Origin of the sequence: Desulfosporosinus cupriresistens (genome assembly GCF_001707885.1) — a bacterium.
In the GTDB taxonomy this organism is placed as follows: domain Bacteria; phylum Bacillota; class Desulfitobacteriia; order Desulfitobacteriales; family Desulfitobacteriaceae; genus Desulfosporosinus.
On sequence record NZ_MASS01000030.1, the window covers coordinates 37,952 to 52,207 of the forward strand.

Annotated in this window: 17 protein-coding genes and 1 riboswitch; of the genes, 9 read left to right on the forward strand and 8 right to left on the reverse strand. The window is 39.5% G+C overall.

Features of this window, described 5'->3' with window-relative positions; all coding sequences use genetic code 11:
* Positions 1 to 156 precede the first annotated feature (156 nt).
* On the forward strand, positions 157 to 330 hold the full coding sequence (locus DSBG_RS23130) for a hypothetical protein (protein ID WP_009624500.1): 174 nt from the start codon (positions 157 to 159) through the stop codon (positions 328 to 330).
* Between the two features lie 413 nt (positions 331 to 743).
* Positions 744 to 986, forward strand: a complete 243-nt coding sequence (locus DSBG_RS12790; protein ID WP_068964710.1) for a hypothetical protein — start codon at positions 744 to 746, stop codon at positions 984 to 986.
* A 90-nt stretch (positions 987 to 1,076) separates the two neighbouring features.
* Here the strand turns inward: DSBG_RS12790 and DSBG_RS12795 are convergent, their stop codons facing one another.
* From DSBG_RS12795 to DSBG_RS12805, 3 genes are all read right to left on the reverse strand, one after another.
* Positions 1,077 to 2,477, reverse strand: a complete 1,401-nt coding sequence (locus DSBG_RS12795; RefSeq protein ID WP_068964711.1) for an FAD-binding oxidoreductase — start codon at positions 2,475 to 2,477, stop codon at positions 1,077 to 1,079.
* 143 nt (positions 2,478 to 2,620) lie between these two features.
* Complete coding sequence (locus DSBG_RS12800) at positions 2,621 to 3,829, reverse strand: electron transfer flavoprotein subunit alpha/FixB family protein (protein WP_068964712.1); 1,209 nt, start codon at positions 3,827 to 3,829, stop codon at positions 2,621 to 2,623.
* A gap of 23 nt (positions 3,830 to 3,852) precedes the next feature.
* Complete coding sequence (locus tag DSBG_RS12805; protein WP_068964713.1) at positions 3,853 to 4,641, reverse strand: electron transfer flavoprotein subunit beta/FixA family protein; 789 nt, start codon at positions 4,639 to 4,641, stop codon at positions 3,853 to 3,855.
* A gap of 383 nt (positions 4,642 to 5,024) precedes the next feature.
* On the opposite strand from DSBG_RS12805, the gene DSBG_RS12810 reads away from it, so the two are divergent.
* Positions 5,025 to 5,543: a GNAT family N-acetyltransferase gene (locus tag DSBG_RS12810; protein WP_348980972.1), complete on the forward strand. Its 519-nt coding sequence runs from the start codon at positions 5,025 to 5,027 to the stop codon at positions 5,541 to 5,543.
* Positions 5,544 to 5,698: 155 nt separating this feature from the next.
* On the opposite strand, the gene DSBG_RS12815 is transcribed toward DSBG_RS12810, so the two are convergent.
* From DSBG_RS12815 to DSBG_RS12830, 5 genes are all read right to left on the reverse strand, one after another.
* Positions 5,699 to 7,480, reverse strand: coding sequence for a two-component system sensor histidine kinase NtrB (locus tag DSBG_RS12815; protein WP_068964714.1), 1,782 nt, complete (start codon positions 7,478 to 7,480; stop codon positions 5,699 to 5,701).
* Positions 7,481 to 7,633: 153 nt separating this feature from the next.
* Positions 7,634 to 7,756: an AgrD family cyclic lactone autoinducer peptide gene (locus DSBG_RS21875; RefSeq protein WP_083236850.1), complete on the reverse strand. Its 123-nt coding sequence runs from the start codon at positions 7,754 to 7,756 to the stop codon at positions 7,634 to 7,636.
* Positions 7,753 to 8,346, reverse strand: a complete 594-nt coding sequence (locus DSBG_RS12820; RefSeq protein WP_068964715.1) for an accessory gene regulator ArgB-like protein — start codon at positions 8,344 to 8,346, stop codon at positions 7,753 to 7,755. Before DSBG_RS12820 ends, DSBG_RS21875 begins: the two co-directional genes overlap by 4 nt.
* A complete protein-coding gene (locus DSBG_RS12825) occupies positions 8,333 to 8,818 on the reverse strand; it encodes a hypothetical protein (protein WP_083236851.1) in 486 nt (161 codons plus the stop codon). The genes DSBG_RS12820 and DSBG_RS12825 overlap by 14 nt, the downstream gene beginning before the upstream one ends.
* A gap of 282 nt (positions 8,819 to 9,100) precedes the next feature.
* Positions 9,101 to 9,562 (reverse strand): hypothetical protein, encoded by a 462-nt coding sequence (locus DSBG_RS12830; protein WP_068964716.1) that lies wholly within the window; start codon positions 9,560 to 9,562, stop codon positions 9,101 to 9,103.
* A 320-nt stretch (positions 9,563 to 9,882) separates the two neighbouring features.
* A riboswitch (TPP riboswitch) is annotated at positions 9,883 to 9,983 on the forward strand.
* A 132-nt stretch (positions 9,984 to 10,115) separates the two neighbouring features.
* Between DSBG_RS12830 and thiS the strand changes: the two genes are divergently transcribed.
* The 6 genes from thiS to DSBG_RS12860 form a co-directional block, all read left to right on the forward strand.
* A complete protein-coding gene (thiS, locus tag DSBG_RS12835) occupies positions 10,116 to 10,316 on the forward strand; it encodes a sulfur carrier protein ThiS (RefSeq protein WP_083236852.1) in 201 nt (66 codons plus the stop codon).
* 4 nt (positions 10,317 to 10,320) lie between these two features.
* Entirely contained in the window at positions 10,321 to 11,124 is an 804-nt protein-coding gene (locus tag DSBG_RS12840) for a thiazole synthase (RefSeq protein ID WP_491005740.1), read from the forward strand.
* Between the two features lie 3 nt (positions 11,125 to 11,127).
* Entirely contained in the window at positions 11,128 to 12,258 is a 1,131-nt protein-coding gene (gene thiH / locus DSBG_RS12845; RefSeq protein WP_068964717.1) for a 2-iminoacetate synthase ThiH, read from the forward strand.
* A gap of 8 nt (positions 12,259 to 12,266) precedes the next feature.
* Entirely contained in the window at positions 12,267 to 12,878 is a 612-nt protein-coding gene (gene thiF / locus DSBG_RS12850; RefSeq protein WP_348980973.1) for a sulfur carrier protein ThiS adenylyltransferase ThiF, read from the forward strand.
* A gap of 5 nt (positions 12,879 to 12,883) precedes the next feature.
* Positions 12,884 to 13,549 (forward strand): thiamine phosphate synthase, encoded by a 666-nt coding sequence (gene thiE, locus DSBG_RS12855; RefSeq protein ID WP_242877602.1) that lies wholly within the window; start codon positions 12,884 to 12,886, stop codon positions 13,547 to 13,549.
* A gap of 142 nt (positions 13,550 to 13,691) precedes the next feature.
* Positions 13,692 to 14,256: phosphomethylpyrimidine synthase ThiC (locus DSBG_RS12860; RefSeq protein ID WP_242877600.1), on the forward strand; the 565-nt coding region annotated here is incomplete at its 3' end.

The following is a 14,256-nucleotide window of genomic DNA, read 5'->3' on the forward strand; positions in this document are numbered from 1 at the left end:
ATGAAAGACCCTAAAGAAATAGAACTATTGATAGCGGGCCATTGAGTCGGGCCATTGGTTAAAAACTGACTGATGAAAGAGAGGATTTCTTTGAGACATGTTTCCTGCTATAATATTAGGCAGACAAATGCTAATAAATCATGGAGGATTGATCAAATGAAAGTTTTAGCTCAACTTAAGGGAGAAGATACTTGGCAGGAAATTACATTAGAAGAGTGTTTATTGAAGACCGAAGAAGCAGGATTCTATACGCCAGGAACAGTTGAACAATTATTAGAAAATGGTTCAGCAGTCGATACACCTTGGTCAATTTTCAAGAAAGCAATTTAATCTGAGGCTCGGTGTTAAATAACAAACATCGGGCCTCTTTGGCTCCGAGAGACACAGGATGTCACAAGAAGCATTGAATATCTTTAAACGTGCGAAAAACCGTCCCACAGCAAGGACGGTTTTTCATCTTTTTCATGTAGTTCTTCTTTATCTAAATGAATCTCTCTGCTATAAGAATACAATAGAGTTATTAATATTTTACGTTGAGTATGTTAAGAATTCTTCAAGAAATTAGTTTTTGACAAGTTTTTGGGTACCTCCATGTACTCCAAAACTTATACTTTCCGATATATTAAGAAAGAGACCTCCATCGGAGATCTCATATTTTCCTGATAAAAAAAGTACTAGTCCTAGATTTTCAAAAAAAGTACCCTCCGATTATGCTGTCCCGGAGGGACAAAGAGGAGCATTACATGAAAAAGACTAGGACTATAAGTCCTTCAATTCATTATACAATATTAATTACTACTTTTGTTACGATCGATTCTGGTAAGTATAGGAAATACAAGAGTCTGAACCCGCTCATGACTCAAACAGGACGTTTAAGTCATGAGCGCTGCCCGAAGACACTGTCTTCGCACGTATTAGCCTTCTTGCAGGACGGCAAAGCACCATCTATGGCGAGAAGGGTCCTTCCAGAAAGTATGGAACGATAAGTTATGCTTGCAGACAGTACAGAAAAAGAGCGCTCCTTTATTAATAAAATAAAAGTAAGCGCTCACACTAAAATTGCACCTTAAATCATATTACTCGCAAACTTTTCCTGGATTTAGTATATTTTTAGGATCAAATGCCAATTTTATATTTTTCATTAGTCCTACATATTCAGGTCCGTATTGCTCTAACATATACTCTTTTTTTGCAAACCCAATACCGTGTTCTCCAGACACTAATCCCCGTAGTTCCACAGATTTACTATACATTGCTTCAAAAACCTCAGCCAGCTTCTTTTTCCAGGCCTCTTCGGAAAGATCATCCTTTAAAACATAGACGTGTAAATTACCATCACCCGCATGTCCAAAACTTCTTATTCTTACATCAAACTGCTTTTGCAGAACATCGGTATATTTAATAAATTCGGCCACTTTATTTCTTGGAACAACAACATCACATTCATCCATCTCAGTCGTTGTAGCTTTCACTGCTTCGAGGAAAGCACCCCTTGCTGACCAAACAGCCTCTTTTCGTTCATCTGTATCAATGATGAAGACGTCGAGTGCACCTTCTTCAAGGCAAATATTAGCCACATTCTCGTAATCTTTTTCTATATCTTCTGTGCTGTTGCCATCAAACGTTAATAACAGATAGGCATCTGCAGAATTGTCAGGGAATTTTTTGCCCAGAAATTCTTCAGCAGCAAGAATTACTTCTCTTTGCATAAATTCTATAGCAGTTGGTGTGGCCTTAGATTTTATAATCTTAGGCACGGTACTTATCGCCATATCAAGATTTGGAAAAGGTATTAGCAACGATATTGCTTTCTTGGGCAGTGGTATAAGCTTCAATATCGCTTTTGTAATGATACCTAACGTTCCTTCGGATCCGCAGATTAAGTCTTTTATGCTGTAACCGGAAGAATTTTTAACAACTTTCCCTCCGACATTAATGACTTCTCCGTTAGGAAGAACGACTTCGAGTCCTCTAATATAGTCTCTTGTAACTCCATACTTAACAGCTCTCATACCGCCCGCGTTAGTATTGATGTTACCCGCGATTGTCGCTGATTTTTCACCTGGATCGGGTGGATAGAATAAATCGTATTCTTCAACATATTTACCGATTTCCATTAAAAGCACACCTGGCTCAAGGGTTAACGTCAAGTTTTCTTCATCAATTTCGAGTATTTTGTTCATCCCGCACATGTTCATCATAATTCCACCGAAAATCGGAACAGATGCCCCCACAAGACCTGTTCCTGATCCTCTAGCCACAACCGGAATTGTATTCTCATAGGCATATTTCATTATTTTGGACACTTCATCTGTTGAAAGAACTTCAACTAAGACATCAGGCATTCTACTGATTCCACCCAATTCATCATGGCTGAAATCTTCACTAATGGACTCTCCCGTAAAAACTCTATCTTTCCCTAGAACCGACACTAAGAAATCAATATCGTTAGCCTCAAGCGTTTTATAATCGTTCATGAAATTACCTCCACGTTTTCTTAATTTATCCGCTGACTAATCGCCATGGAGTTCCAACCTTGAACTAAAAGTGGCGCTCTTCGAAAATATAGCCCCCTGGATAAGTTCAGTCAAACTTCCGATGGAGTTTCACACTCCACTAGTTATCGAGCACAAGCCTCAGCTCTTGAGTTTTTAATATCTTCAATTAATTGAGGAACGATATCGTAGATATCTCCAACAATTCCATAATGAGCTACATTAAAAATCGAAGCATTTGGGTCTTTATTTATTGCAAATATGCGCTCTGAACTGTTCATGCCAGCAGAAAACTGAACTGCACCTGAAATGCCGAGAGTAATGATTAGCTTTGGCTTAACCGTTCTACCGGATAGACCGATTTGCTTCTTAGCATTAATCCAACCCGACTCAACAAGGGGCCTTGTTCCAGCTATTTGAGCGTCTAGAAGATTGGCTAATTCTTCAACCATGGCCATATCCTTTTCAGACTTTAGGGCTCTTCCCACAGCAACAATGACTTCTGCGTCAGAGATATTTTCTTCAATTTCTTTTTTTGTAACTTTTAAAACTTCAATATTAGACGCCAATCTTGCTTTGTCCAGTTCACATACAGTAATCTGGCCACTTGGCTCGCATTGTTTTTCCGGAGCATTCATAACCTTATATCTTACCGTTGCCATTTGAGGTCTCGTGTTAGGACAAACAATTTGGGCCATGATATTTCCACCGAAAGCAGGTCTTATCTGAACAAGGTCTGTATCTTCTTTCATTTCTAGGACTGTACAGTCTGCTGTTAAACCAGTTCTAAACCTTGCAGCTACTCTTGGGGCCAGTGATCGGCCAATGGTTGTCGCTCCAACCAGTAAGGAAGATGGTTTTATCTTATTAACAAAGTCTTCAAAAGCAGCTGTATAAGGCTCTATTCTGAAATGGTTTAATTCTTCATAATCGTAAACAAAGACTTCGTCCACTCCATAATAAAGCAATTCTTTTGCCTTATCTGTAATATTGTGTCCAATAAATACGCAGTAGACAGGAAAATTAACCACTGCAGCAAGTTCTTTTGCTTTTCCAATGAGTTCCATGGTCACTGGATGGATCTCCCCTTCAACATGGTCAACATAGACCCCGATGCCACTCCACGCGCTCTTATCTACCTTCGCAACCTCTTCTTCAACAAATTCCATGATACCTTTTGGTCCCTTTTTAACGCATATCTTGCACATTTTACAACCAGCGTTAATTTCAATAATCCCGTTATTATTTTCAATAGCATCAAATGGACAGACATCAATTAATTCTTGAATGTTTGACTCATTAATTTTATCTTGGTGACAAATTAGCTTGCTCATCTATATACCTCCGTTCCGTTTCTTTATACAAACTTTAGTTGTTTGAGTTTTTCCGCTATTTTAAAACTGAGCTGTGCCCCAGTACCTGTCCATGTCTCTCTGTCATTATTAGCCGAGGGTGGGAAGATTCTCTCTACTTGTGTTGGTGAACCTGTAAGCCCATATCTCTTTTCATCTTTATCTTCAAAATCATTTAATGATATAATTTTAATATCTCGATCTTTAGTACTTATTTTTTTTCTATAGGAGGGAAGTCTCGGCTGAAATATATCTTTTTCTACGGTTAATAGACATGGGAATTGGATTTCAGCTATTTCAAGTGTGTTTGGCATGTCCATTTCTACAACAACAGATTTTTCTTTTATTTCAATTATTTTTAAAACATTCGCTATATGTGGTATTTCGAGATATTCAGCCATCTCCGGGCCGACTTGAGCGGTATCACCGTCAGTTGTCTGTTTGCCACAAAGGATTAGATCAAAATTACCCATCTTACGAACCCCTTGAGAAATGGTATAAGATGTAGCAAGAACGTCTGCTCCAGCAAATTTTCGATCGGATACTAAAGCTCCTTCGTCAGCCCCCATCATAAATGCTTCTTTGATAACATCTTTTGCTTGAGGTGGTCCCATGCTTATAACTTTGATCGTTCCACCTTCTTGCTCTTTAATTCTCAAAGCTGTTTCAATAGCAAACAGATCATAAGGATTCATTTTTGAATCGACACCGTCTCTTTTTAAAACACCTGTTATTGGATCAACTTCAATTTTCGTAGTTCCAGGAACTTGCTTAATACAAACTAATATTTCCATGACTTAACCTCCTAGTTATATAGTAGTTTTATTAAAAAAGATCACGCAAACTTTTAATTGATTGAATATAAATTGGGCGAATAATATAAGAGGTCGCGGTCTGACCATCTGACCATATGATAACACAAAATTCATACTTGTACAAAGAAATATATTGTCAATCTTTACTCAACAATCCATTGCTTTTCTGAGACTCAATCAAATTCACAAACACTTATAAATACAATAAAAGAAGAGCCCTTTTAGGCTCTTTAGTTGAAATATTTAAATCAGGCAGCCATGTCAACTTAATGGTTGCTCTCTGATTAAGGAGACAGTATAAGACGCAAATATAGTACCTTACATGCTAAATTATGTTATACTAATCTAAGGAGGTACCGAAAATGATTATGATTAGACAAGCAGTAGCAAATGATTTATGCGAAATTCTAGAAATTTATAACGATGCTATCTTAAATACTACAGCAATATACACCTATAACGTTCAGACGCTTGAGGAGAGAACGTTGTGGTTTAATAAAAAGAATGAGGATGGAATCCCTGTTCTTGTTTTTGAAGACAATAATAAGGTTATTGGGTTTGCAACGTATGGCCCTTTTAGAGCTTGGCCAGCTTATAAATATACAATAGAGCATTCAGTTTATGTACATAATGGATATAAGCGCCGTGGAATTGGTACTGAACTTGTCAAAGAAATAATTAGAATTGCTGATGAAAGAAAGTTTGCCACATTAGTTGCGGGCATTGATGCATTTAATCACACTAGCCTTAAAATGCATGAAAAATTAGGCTTTGAATACTCCGGTACCATAAAAAATGCGGGCTTCAAGTTTGGTAAGTGGCTTGATCTAGCATTTTATCAATTAAATCTCTCGGGCCCTGAAAATCCAATTGATGGTTAATTCCAAACAGAAGAGCTTCGCTATATGACGAAGCCCTAGTTTTCATTTAATATTCGATTATACAATTATTGGACACAAAGTGGTTAACTTATTTTTGTATGTTATTAATCTTTATCACTGCTTGTAAATTCAGAAATAAGTATATAAATTAGGAATTATAAGAATGTCGGAAAGATTATGTAAAAAACGGTCCCATCACTTCCCGTTTTAAAATTAAAAATAGCTTTATGCCTTTGGGCGATTCCCATAGAAATCGCTAATCCAAGACCAGTTCCGGTTTCTTTTGTGGTGAAAAATGGAGTGCCTATTTTCTCTTGTACGTCCTGAGGTATTCCCGTTCCGTGATCTATAATGGCTAATACAACTTTATTCTCTTTTAAATAGGTGCTAATGATAACACTCCCCTGCTCTGGGGTGACCTCTAACGCATTACGTACTAAGTTTAATATAAGTTGCTTTATTTCATTTTCGTTGATCATAATATCTGGTAGTTTATTGAGATCAAAAACAACTTCTTTATTGTTGCTAAAGGCATCTGCTTGAAGCATAGGGAATACTTTATTGATAACCTCGTTGATGTTTCTAGGTTTAATATTATCTAAGTTTGCTTTAGCTAAGGATAGAAAATCGGTAATTATTTCATTGGCACGGTCAATCTCTGAGACCATTAAATCCATATTCTCTTTGTCTTGTTCGTATTTAGATTTCGAACCAAACATTTGCAGAAATCCCTTGACGGTAGTGAGTGGATTTCTTATCTCATGACTAATTCCAGCTGCTAACTGCCCTATAAGATTGAGTCTTTCTAAACGGGCAAACTCTAACTGTTGTCGTTTCAATACGGTTATATCTCTGAAGAAAACTGTCAATCCTTCCTCAAATGGATAAGCATGATATTCATAGTATTGATCAGGTTTAATAAAACCTGTTGCTTCCCAATGAATAGATTCCTCTAGAGACATCGCTTCTTGTAGTTTATCATAAGTTAATGAACCTATTCCCTGAGGGAAGATCTCCCATATGTTTTTTCCTATTAAATCAGTCTTACGCACCGACATGATTTTTTGTGTTTCGTTGTTAACAAACGTAAACTGCCATTCGCGATCTATAGCATAAAAACCATCTGAGATTCCTTCCATAATATTGTCTATCTGACGTTTTGATGATTCCAATTCTAAGTTCATCCGCTTCAAACCATCTGTGAAACAACTAATTTTATATAAGATAGGTCTTAATTCAGGGAGTTTAATTAAAATCTGTTCTTGTTGTTCGCCATTATTAATTATCATTTTACTGAATTCTTCTAAGCACAATTCAATCTGTTTAATATGCTTTCTAATTAAAAAAATAATTAAGACTGATAGGCTTAAAACCAATATTAAAATGTCATTGAAGTTATAGAAAGATGAGAATACATAATCTGCATTCTTTGTATAGGCCCAAACATAGCCTACTAATTTTTCCTTATCATAGATTGGTATATTGACACTAATGACCTTATTATTGTTTGATAAGTTATTAAATTCGTTTATTGCTCCTATTGTAGTACGAACTTCATTAAACGAAATATCGGTTTCATTTTGATTTTTAATTATTATATTTAATTCAACATCATAATAACCTACAAGATTATCATTATATTTGTTAATTATTGGCTGTATAATATCATCTATCTTTAATATTTTTTGAGTCTTCGTTAAATCTTTATCTTTTTTTAATTCTTCTATAGAGATAATCTGAGATTGTATTTTTGTTTGTACATTTGAGGCACTTAACAATAAATTATAATTAAATTTCAGGATCTGTTTCTCCCAAAAATTTTGTCCGTAGAGTAATATGAGAATAATGAGAAAAGCAAAGATACTAAATATGACTTTAAATAAAGTTAATTGAATAATAGATTGTTTAGCTAAGAAATTTTTAATGTTAAAAACCATATGATTATCCTCCAACTATCCCCCCAAAAGTTATCAATCTAAATGGTACTAAGAAGCTTATGATAATCTATGGTAAACAATTTAAAAGCTAGGATCTACTCCCAGCTTTTAAATTGTTTACCATAGATGTTTGCACGACTGGCAACCTCCTGATTATTTTTGCAATGCTTTCGGAGTTTTAGGTTGATATGCCCACAAACCACATGCAAAAACGGAAGTCGCACTAGCTAAGAGCAATAGTATTGAAGCAAGTGTAGCAAAGAAATACCTTTTCATAGTCTATATTCACCTCCTTTTCTATTAAAAATAGGCAGCAAGGTGATACTCTGGTAAAATACACCTAGAACCGCACTACTACTTACTAATTTATTATCAATAAAAGAAATAAGTAGGTATGAAACAATGACGAAAACCATTGACGAGATCTTGAGTTTAACTTTTAATCTTTTAGAACGAATTGGCTTTGATTCGCTATCTACAGGAGCTAAGAAAGCTACTAATAAAAAAGAAATAAGCAAGAGAATTATCAGAACAGACTGATTAATCAAGTCATAATTAACAATTTTTTTAGTTAATACTCCAATTAAAGCATATGTAATAGAACTAATGGTCAAACATTTTAAAGGAGTATTAAAATGAGCGCCTCCCGATACTCTTCGTAATAGACCACCGAAAATTGCGGCAACAAAAGCCGGTAGTAAAGCATTTAAAGCAAATCCTAGAAGCATTATTGAAAATGAGCCTAAGACGAATAGAAGTGCTGTTTCAATGGCATACACTATAATTTCCTTTTTATCATCATTATAATCCAATTCATTTGTTATTACTTCAGTGAGTTTATTACTAATATTTTCAGAGAAACTCATTCATTTCCGACCTCATCTTCTTTGGTATAAATTTATTTAATAAAAAAGCAAAGATAAATAAAAGAATTACTTGCGGTTCTGTTATCGCGATCCTTATTATTACTAGGTTAGTGAATAGGGTTTCGGGTGTTACTCCAAAAAGAGGCATTAACAAGGATAGGCATACAAACTCAAATATTGTTAATGCTAAAAAACTCAATAAACTTGCGAGAAGGGATAAACCGAAATCGCCCTTACCAAGCCAAGTTAAAGCTATAAATAATAAAATAATTAGCAAGAAAAAATGAACCCCAAAGGGGATGGAAAACAGTCTCACAACATAAGAAATAAAAGCTAAAACAATTCCAATCAATAAAATTTTATTCCACTTCAAAGGTATTCTGGCAATTACAAATGCTAAAGTGACTACTGCAGTTTGCTCAGGTATTCCTTGTAAGAACAAAGCAATTAAGGGTATGTTTATAGATCTCACAACCTCTCCAATTAAACATAACCATACTTTTCTAACAACACACTACCAGTCTTCCTCTATTTTCAATTATTGCACATTTCAAGAGCGAATTTACGCGAAACTTGTCTTACTAGAAAATATTTTCTAGATTTGGAGAGGGATTCTTAATAGTTAATACACCATTGACACTGTTAGCTTTAACGTCACATAATAACAGTACCTAAGACCTATGTACATATTGAAATTAGCCTTTATAGAAGCCTTGTCTCGATGAATCTCAAATGTTAATCAAAGATGCAATCCTCAATTATAGGTTCTAGCAACTCTTGTTATGTATTTATTTAATAGAAAAGCAGAGATAAATAAAAGAAGCACCTGCGGTTCTCCAACCGCAATCCTTATAGCCAGGTCATCGAATAAGTTTTCAGTAGTAAATCTATAAATATACATAAACAAGGACATACAACTAAACTCAAATATCACTAACACTAAGAAACTCGATGAACTTGCGATAAAAGATAGACCGGCATCCCCCTTAGTGATCCAAGTCAAAATGATAAAGTGTACACAGAGCAGCAAAATAGTATGAATCCCAAAAAGGATAGGAAACAGTCTCACTACATACGCACAAAAAGCTAGGAAAATCCCAATCAATAAAATTCTATTCCACTTTAGAGGTATTCTGGCAATTACTAAAGCTAAAGTTAAAACTGCAGTCTGTTCAGGTATTCCTTGTAAGAACAAAGAGAGCAATGGAATTCTCATGGATCTCACCATCCAATCTAACTATAACCTGATTGGGCAATCCTCGAGGAATCCTTCGTCGCCCGCCCCGGTATACACATTTAATACCACAAGACCCAACCGTTCTTCCTTTTTCCATTATTGCACACTCTAAGTACGAATTAGCACGAATCCTGTACACTAAAAAATAACATTTCTTGGCCTTGCGACACCTGAACTCGTCGATAACTAGTCTCTATAACCTTTTCCTATATTTACACCTACGCCCTTTTAGGTATATAATGAATACAGGTATAACACTTACCAAGATAAGTATTATATACCTACTTAACTGAATACGTTTTTTTTGCTAGGGGTGCCCTTCGGGGCTGAGATGAGGAAACTCGATCCCTTTGAACCTGATCTGGTTAATACCAGCGGAGGAAAGCAATCGTTTAACTTATATTGGAATATAAGTGAGAACTGCTTACCGCAGTTCTCATTTTTTTATAGCTTTATACCCTCTCTGGTACCATGGCAGTAAGATGGGAACCCCTGACAAACACATTTGAACAAGCGAAAGGAGGACGGTCCGTTGCAAATTGTTGTCAACGGCGAAGCACAGGAAATTCTCTCAGAATGTACTGTATTCCAGTTTCTCGAAAACAAAGCGGTGACCCTTAAAGCGGCGGTCGTGGAGCTCAACGGCAAAATCCTAACTCAAGAACATTGGCAGAGTACTTTTTTACACGCTGACGACCGTTTAGAAATCTTAATTTTTATGGGAGGGGGCTAATAACGTGAACGATACCAAACAAAGTCTTAATCCATTGGCTGACAGTCTACTCATCGGAGGAGTAAATTTGCATAGCCGACTGTTCGTAGGAACTGGTAAATTTTCGTCGCATGAAATAGTGCCTCAGGTGTTGGAAGCGAGCGGCAGCCAGGTAGTAACGATGGCTTTACGCCGAGTCGACTGGAAAAACCCGCAGGAGAATATTCTTAATTACATGCCTAAGAACACCATTTTATTGCCGAATACTTCCGGTGCACGCACTGCTGAAGAAGCCGTTCGAATTGCTCGCTTGGCTCAGGCTGCTGGCTGCGGAAACTGGGTAAAGATCGAAGTAGTACAGGATCAGCGCTACTTGCTACCCGATAATTGGGAAACACTCAAAGCCACTGAACAACTAGTGAACGAGGGATTTATTGTACTCCCTTACATGAGCCCGGATCTGGGTGCTGCTAGACGTTTGCTAGAGGTTGGTGCTGCAGCCATCATGCCCTTAGGAGCTCCGATTGGCAGCAATCGAGGCTTACAAACCAAAGAACTCATCCGTATTCTTATCGAGGAGATTTCTCTGCCCATTATTGTCGATGCGGGCATCGGTCGACCATCAGAAGCAGCTGAGGCCATGGAAATGGGAGCGGCCGCAGTGCTTGTGAACACGGCCATTGCCACGGCAGGAGATCCTGTATTCATGGCTCAAGCTTTTCGCCTTGCAGTAGCCGCAGGACGTCTAGGCTATTTAGCTGGTCCGGGTGAACGTCGGATAGAAGCTGAAGCTTCCTCTCCTTTAACCGGCTTTTTGCAGGAGGGTTAAGCGATGTTTTACGAGCAAATCAGGGAGTGGCAACTAAGTCTTTCCGAGTCGACCTGGGCTGGTTTTGGCGAAGTCGATGTCGAGCGAGCGTTGGCCCGTGAGACTCTTCGCCCTCAAGATTTAGCAGTCTTACTATCTCCTGCTGCCCAATCTTACTTGGAACCCATGGCCAAAAAGGCTCAGGCTCTAACCATCCGCAATTTTGGCCGCACGATAGGTTTGTTTACCCCTCTGTATCTCGCTAATTATTGTAGTAACCAATGTGTCTATTGTAGTTTTCATGCTGGTAATGAAATTGTACGCTCCAAGTTAACCGTCGAACAGGTCATCAAGGAAGGGAAAGCTATCTCTTCGTCTGGACTACAGCATTTGCTGCTCTTGACAGGAGAATCCCGCACTCAAAGCGGACCCTCTTATATGGAAGAATGTGTCCATGCTTTACGACCCATGTTTGCCTCTCTGGGGCTTGAAGTATATCCCCTATCCACTGACGAATACCGACGTCTATATGAGGCAGGGATTGATTCAGTCACGCTCTTTCAAGAAACCTACGATGAAATCACCTATGCGGAAGTGCATCCCGCCGGACCTAAGCGCAATTATCACAATCGTTTAGAGGCTCCAGAGCGAGCTTGTGCTGCTGGAATCTCTGCCGTTAACATCGGCGCGCTCTTAGGTCTCTCTGATTGGCGACAAGATGCCTTTTTCTCGGCACTTCATGCCGATTACTTGCAAAGGACCTATCCTGGGGTGGAAATCGCACTCTCTGTGCCACGCCTCAGACCCTATGCTGGTAGTTTTAACTCCTCTGCTGCTCCCGTCACGGATGCCGCTTTAGTCCAAATTATTTTAGCTTACCGACTATTTCTCCCCCGGGCTGGCCTGACCTTGTCCACTCGAGAAAGTCCGCAAATGCGTGAGAATCTGCTGCCTCTCGGAATCACTCGTATGTCTGCCGGGGCCCTCACTTCGGTCGGGGGTTATAGTGAGACTGACAACGTAGGCAGTGCCCAATTTGAAATTGCTGATGAACGATCCGTCCCTGAAGTAGTGCGGATGATCCGGGCCAAAGGATATCTACCGGCTTTTTGCGACTGGGTCAATATGCGGGAAAAGGATGTTGTCGGGCAATGAATCCTTTAATGACTGGCTTAAACGAGACATTGCTACCAGAACAATTAATTAAAGTCCGACAAACACCTGTAGGGATCGCAGGTTTAGGTGGCTTGGGCTCCAATGTCGCTTGGCACTTAGTACGCAGCGGGTTTTTGCGCCTGGTCTTGGCCGATTTTGACCGCGTAGAAGCCAGCAACCTGAATCGACAAGTGTATTTCCCGGATCAATTAGGACTCTTGAAGACTGAGGCTCTAGCTGAAAACCTATTAAGGATCAACCCTGACTTAGACTTGAAATTATGGCCGGTTCTCGTGACACCCGATAATGTCCAGACGATATTTGGGCAGTGTCCAATATGGGTTGAGGGGTTTGACCGGACCGCCTCTAAGAAAATGTTTGTGGAAGAAGGGCTGACTGCTGGGAAAAAAGTCGTAGGCGCGTCTGGGCTAGCCGGTTGGGGAGATACCGATACGATCCGAACCATGCATTGGGGTTCTGGCTTATCTGTCGTCGGAGATTTCTGTACCGACGTGGCCAAAGACCAACCACCCTTCTCTCCCCGTGTCGGTGTTGTAGCTGCTAAACAGGCTAACTTGGTTTTGGCCTGGGTACTTAACGAAGGATGTGACCAACAATGAAAGGAATGCCTCGGCAGAAGATGGACGAATTAGACCCTGCAAAAAAACGGACTCTTCCCGCTGGCATCTATGCCCTTACCTCCGAGCCCCACTCTCTGGGCCGCAGTAATCTTGAAGTGGCGGGCGAGATTTTAGCCGCTGGCGTCCCTATCCTGCAGTACCGGGAGAAGTCTAAAAAGGTGAGAGTTATGTATGAGGAATGTCTCGTACTACGGGCTATGACCCATCAAGCGGGTGCCTTGTTCGTTATCAACGACCACATAGATCTGGCTCTTGCCGTGGGCGCTGATGGCGTGCATATTGGGCAAGACGACTTGCCTCTGTACAAGGTCCGTGAGCTCGTTGGCCCCAATTTCCTCATTGGGGTTTCCACCCATTCGCCCGCTCAAGCACAAGCAGCAGTAAAGGATGGTGCTGATTACATCGGAGTAGGACCAATATTTGCCACCCAGACCAAAGTTGATGTGTGTGATCCTGTCGGACTGGACTATTTAGACTATGTCGTTAAGAATCTGGAGATCCCCTTTGTCGCAATCGGCGGCATCAAGGAGCATAACCTAGCCGAAGTCGTCAAGGCAGGAGCTCAGACCGTCGCCTTAGTTACCGAGATTGTGGGCAACTCAGACATTCCGGGCAAGATAAAGAGTTTACAACGTATTATGGAGACATAGACCTTTTAAACGTCCAGGCAACCAAATGTCCCCTTGGCACCTTAAACGCTATACCAAATAAAACATCCCTTTGATACGTGAAACATCCCCTAGTCACCAAGATACTGACATAAGAGAAGTTTTATAGAAAGAGCGTGATTTGATGAGTACACAAATGGAACATGCCAAAAAAGGAGTCATCACAGCGGCCATGCAAACTGTCGCTGACAAAGAGGGATTGAGTGCTGAAGAAATCAGACTCCGGGTGGCAGCAGGAAGCATAGCCATCCCTGCTAACCATAATCACACCTCGTTAAGTCCAGAGGGCGTTGGTCTGGGACTTAAAACGAAGATTAACGTTAACTTGGGCATCTCCCCGGAGTGCGCCAACATAGATAGTGAGTTAGCCAAAGTGCGCATGGCTTTAGATATGAAAGCAGAAGCAATTATGGATCTCAGTAACTACGGTAAAACTGTCGAATTCCGCCACCGACTTATCTATATGTCTCCTGCTATGATCGGTACAGTTCCTATGTATGATGCCCTAGGTTATTTAGACAAGAAATTAGAGGACATAACTCCTCAAGAACTTTTAGCTGTGGTGGAACAACACGCCCGTGACGGTGTCGATTTTGTCACCATCCACGCTGGTATAAATCGGGAAACCGCCCGCCACTTTCAAAAGACTTCCCGAGTCACAAATATTGTCTCTAGGGGCGGATCCTTAC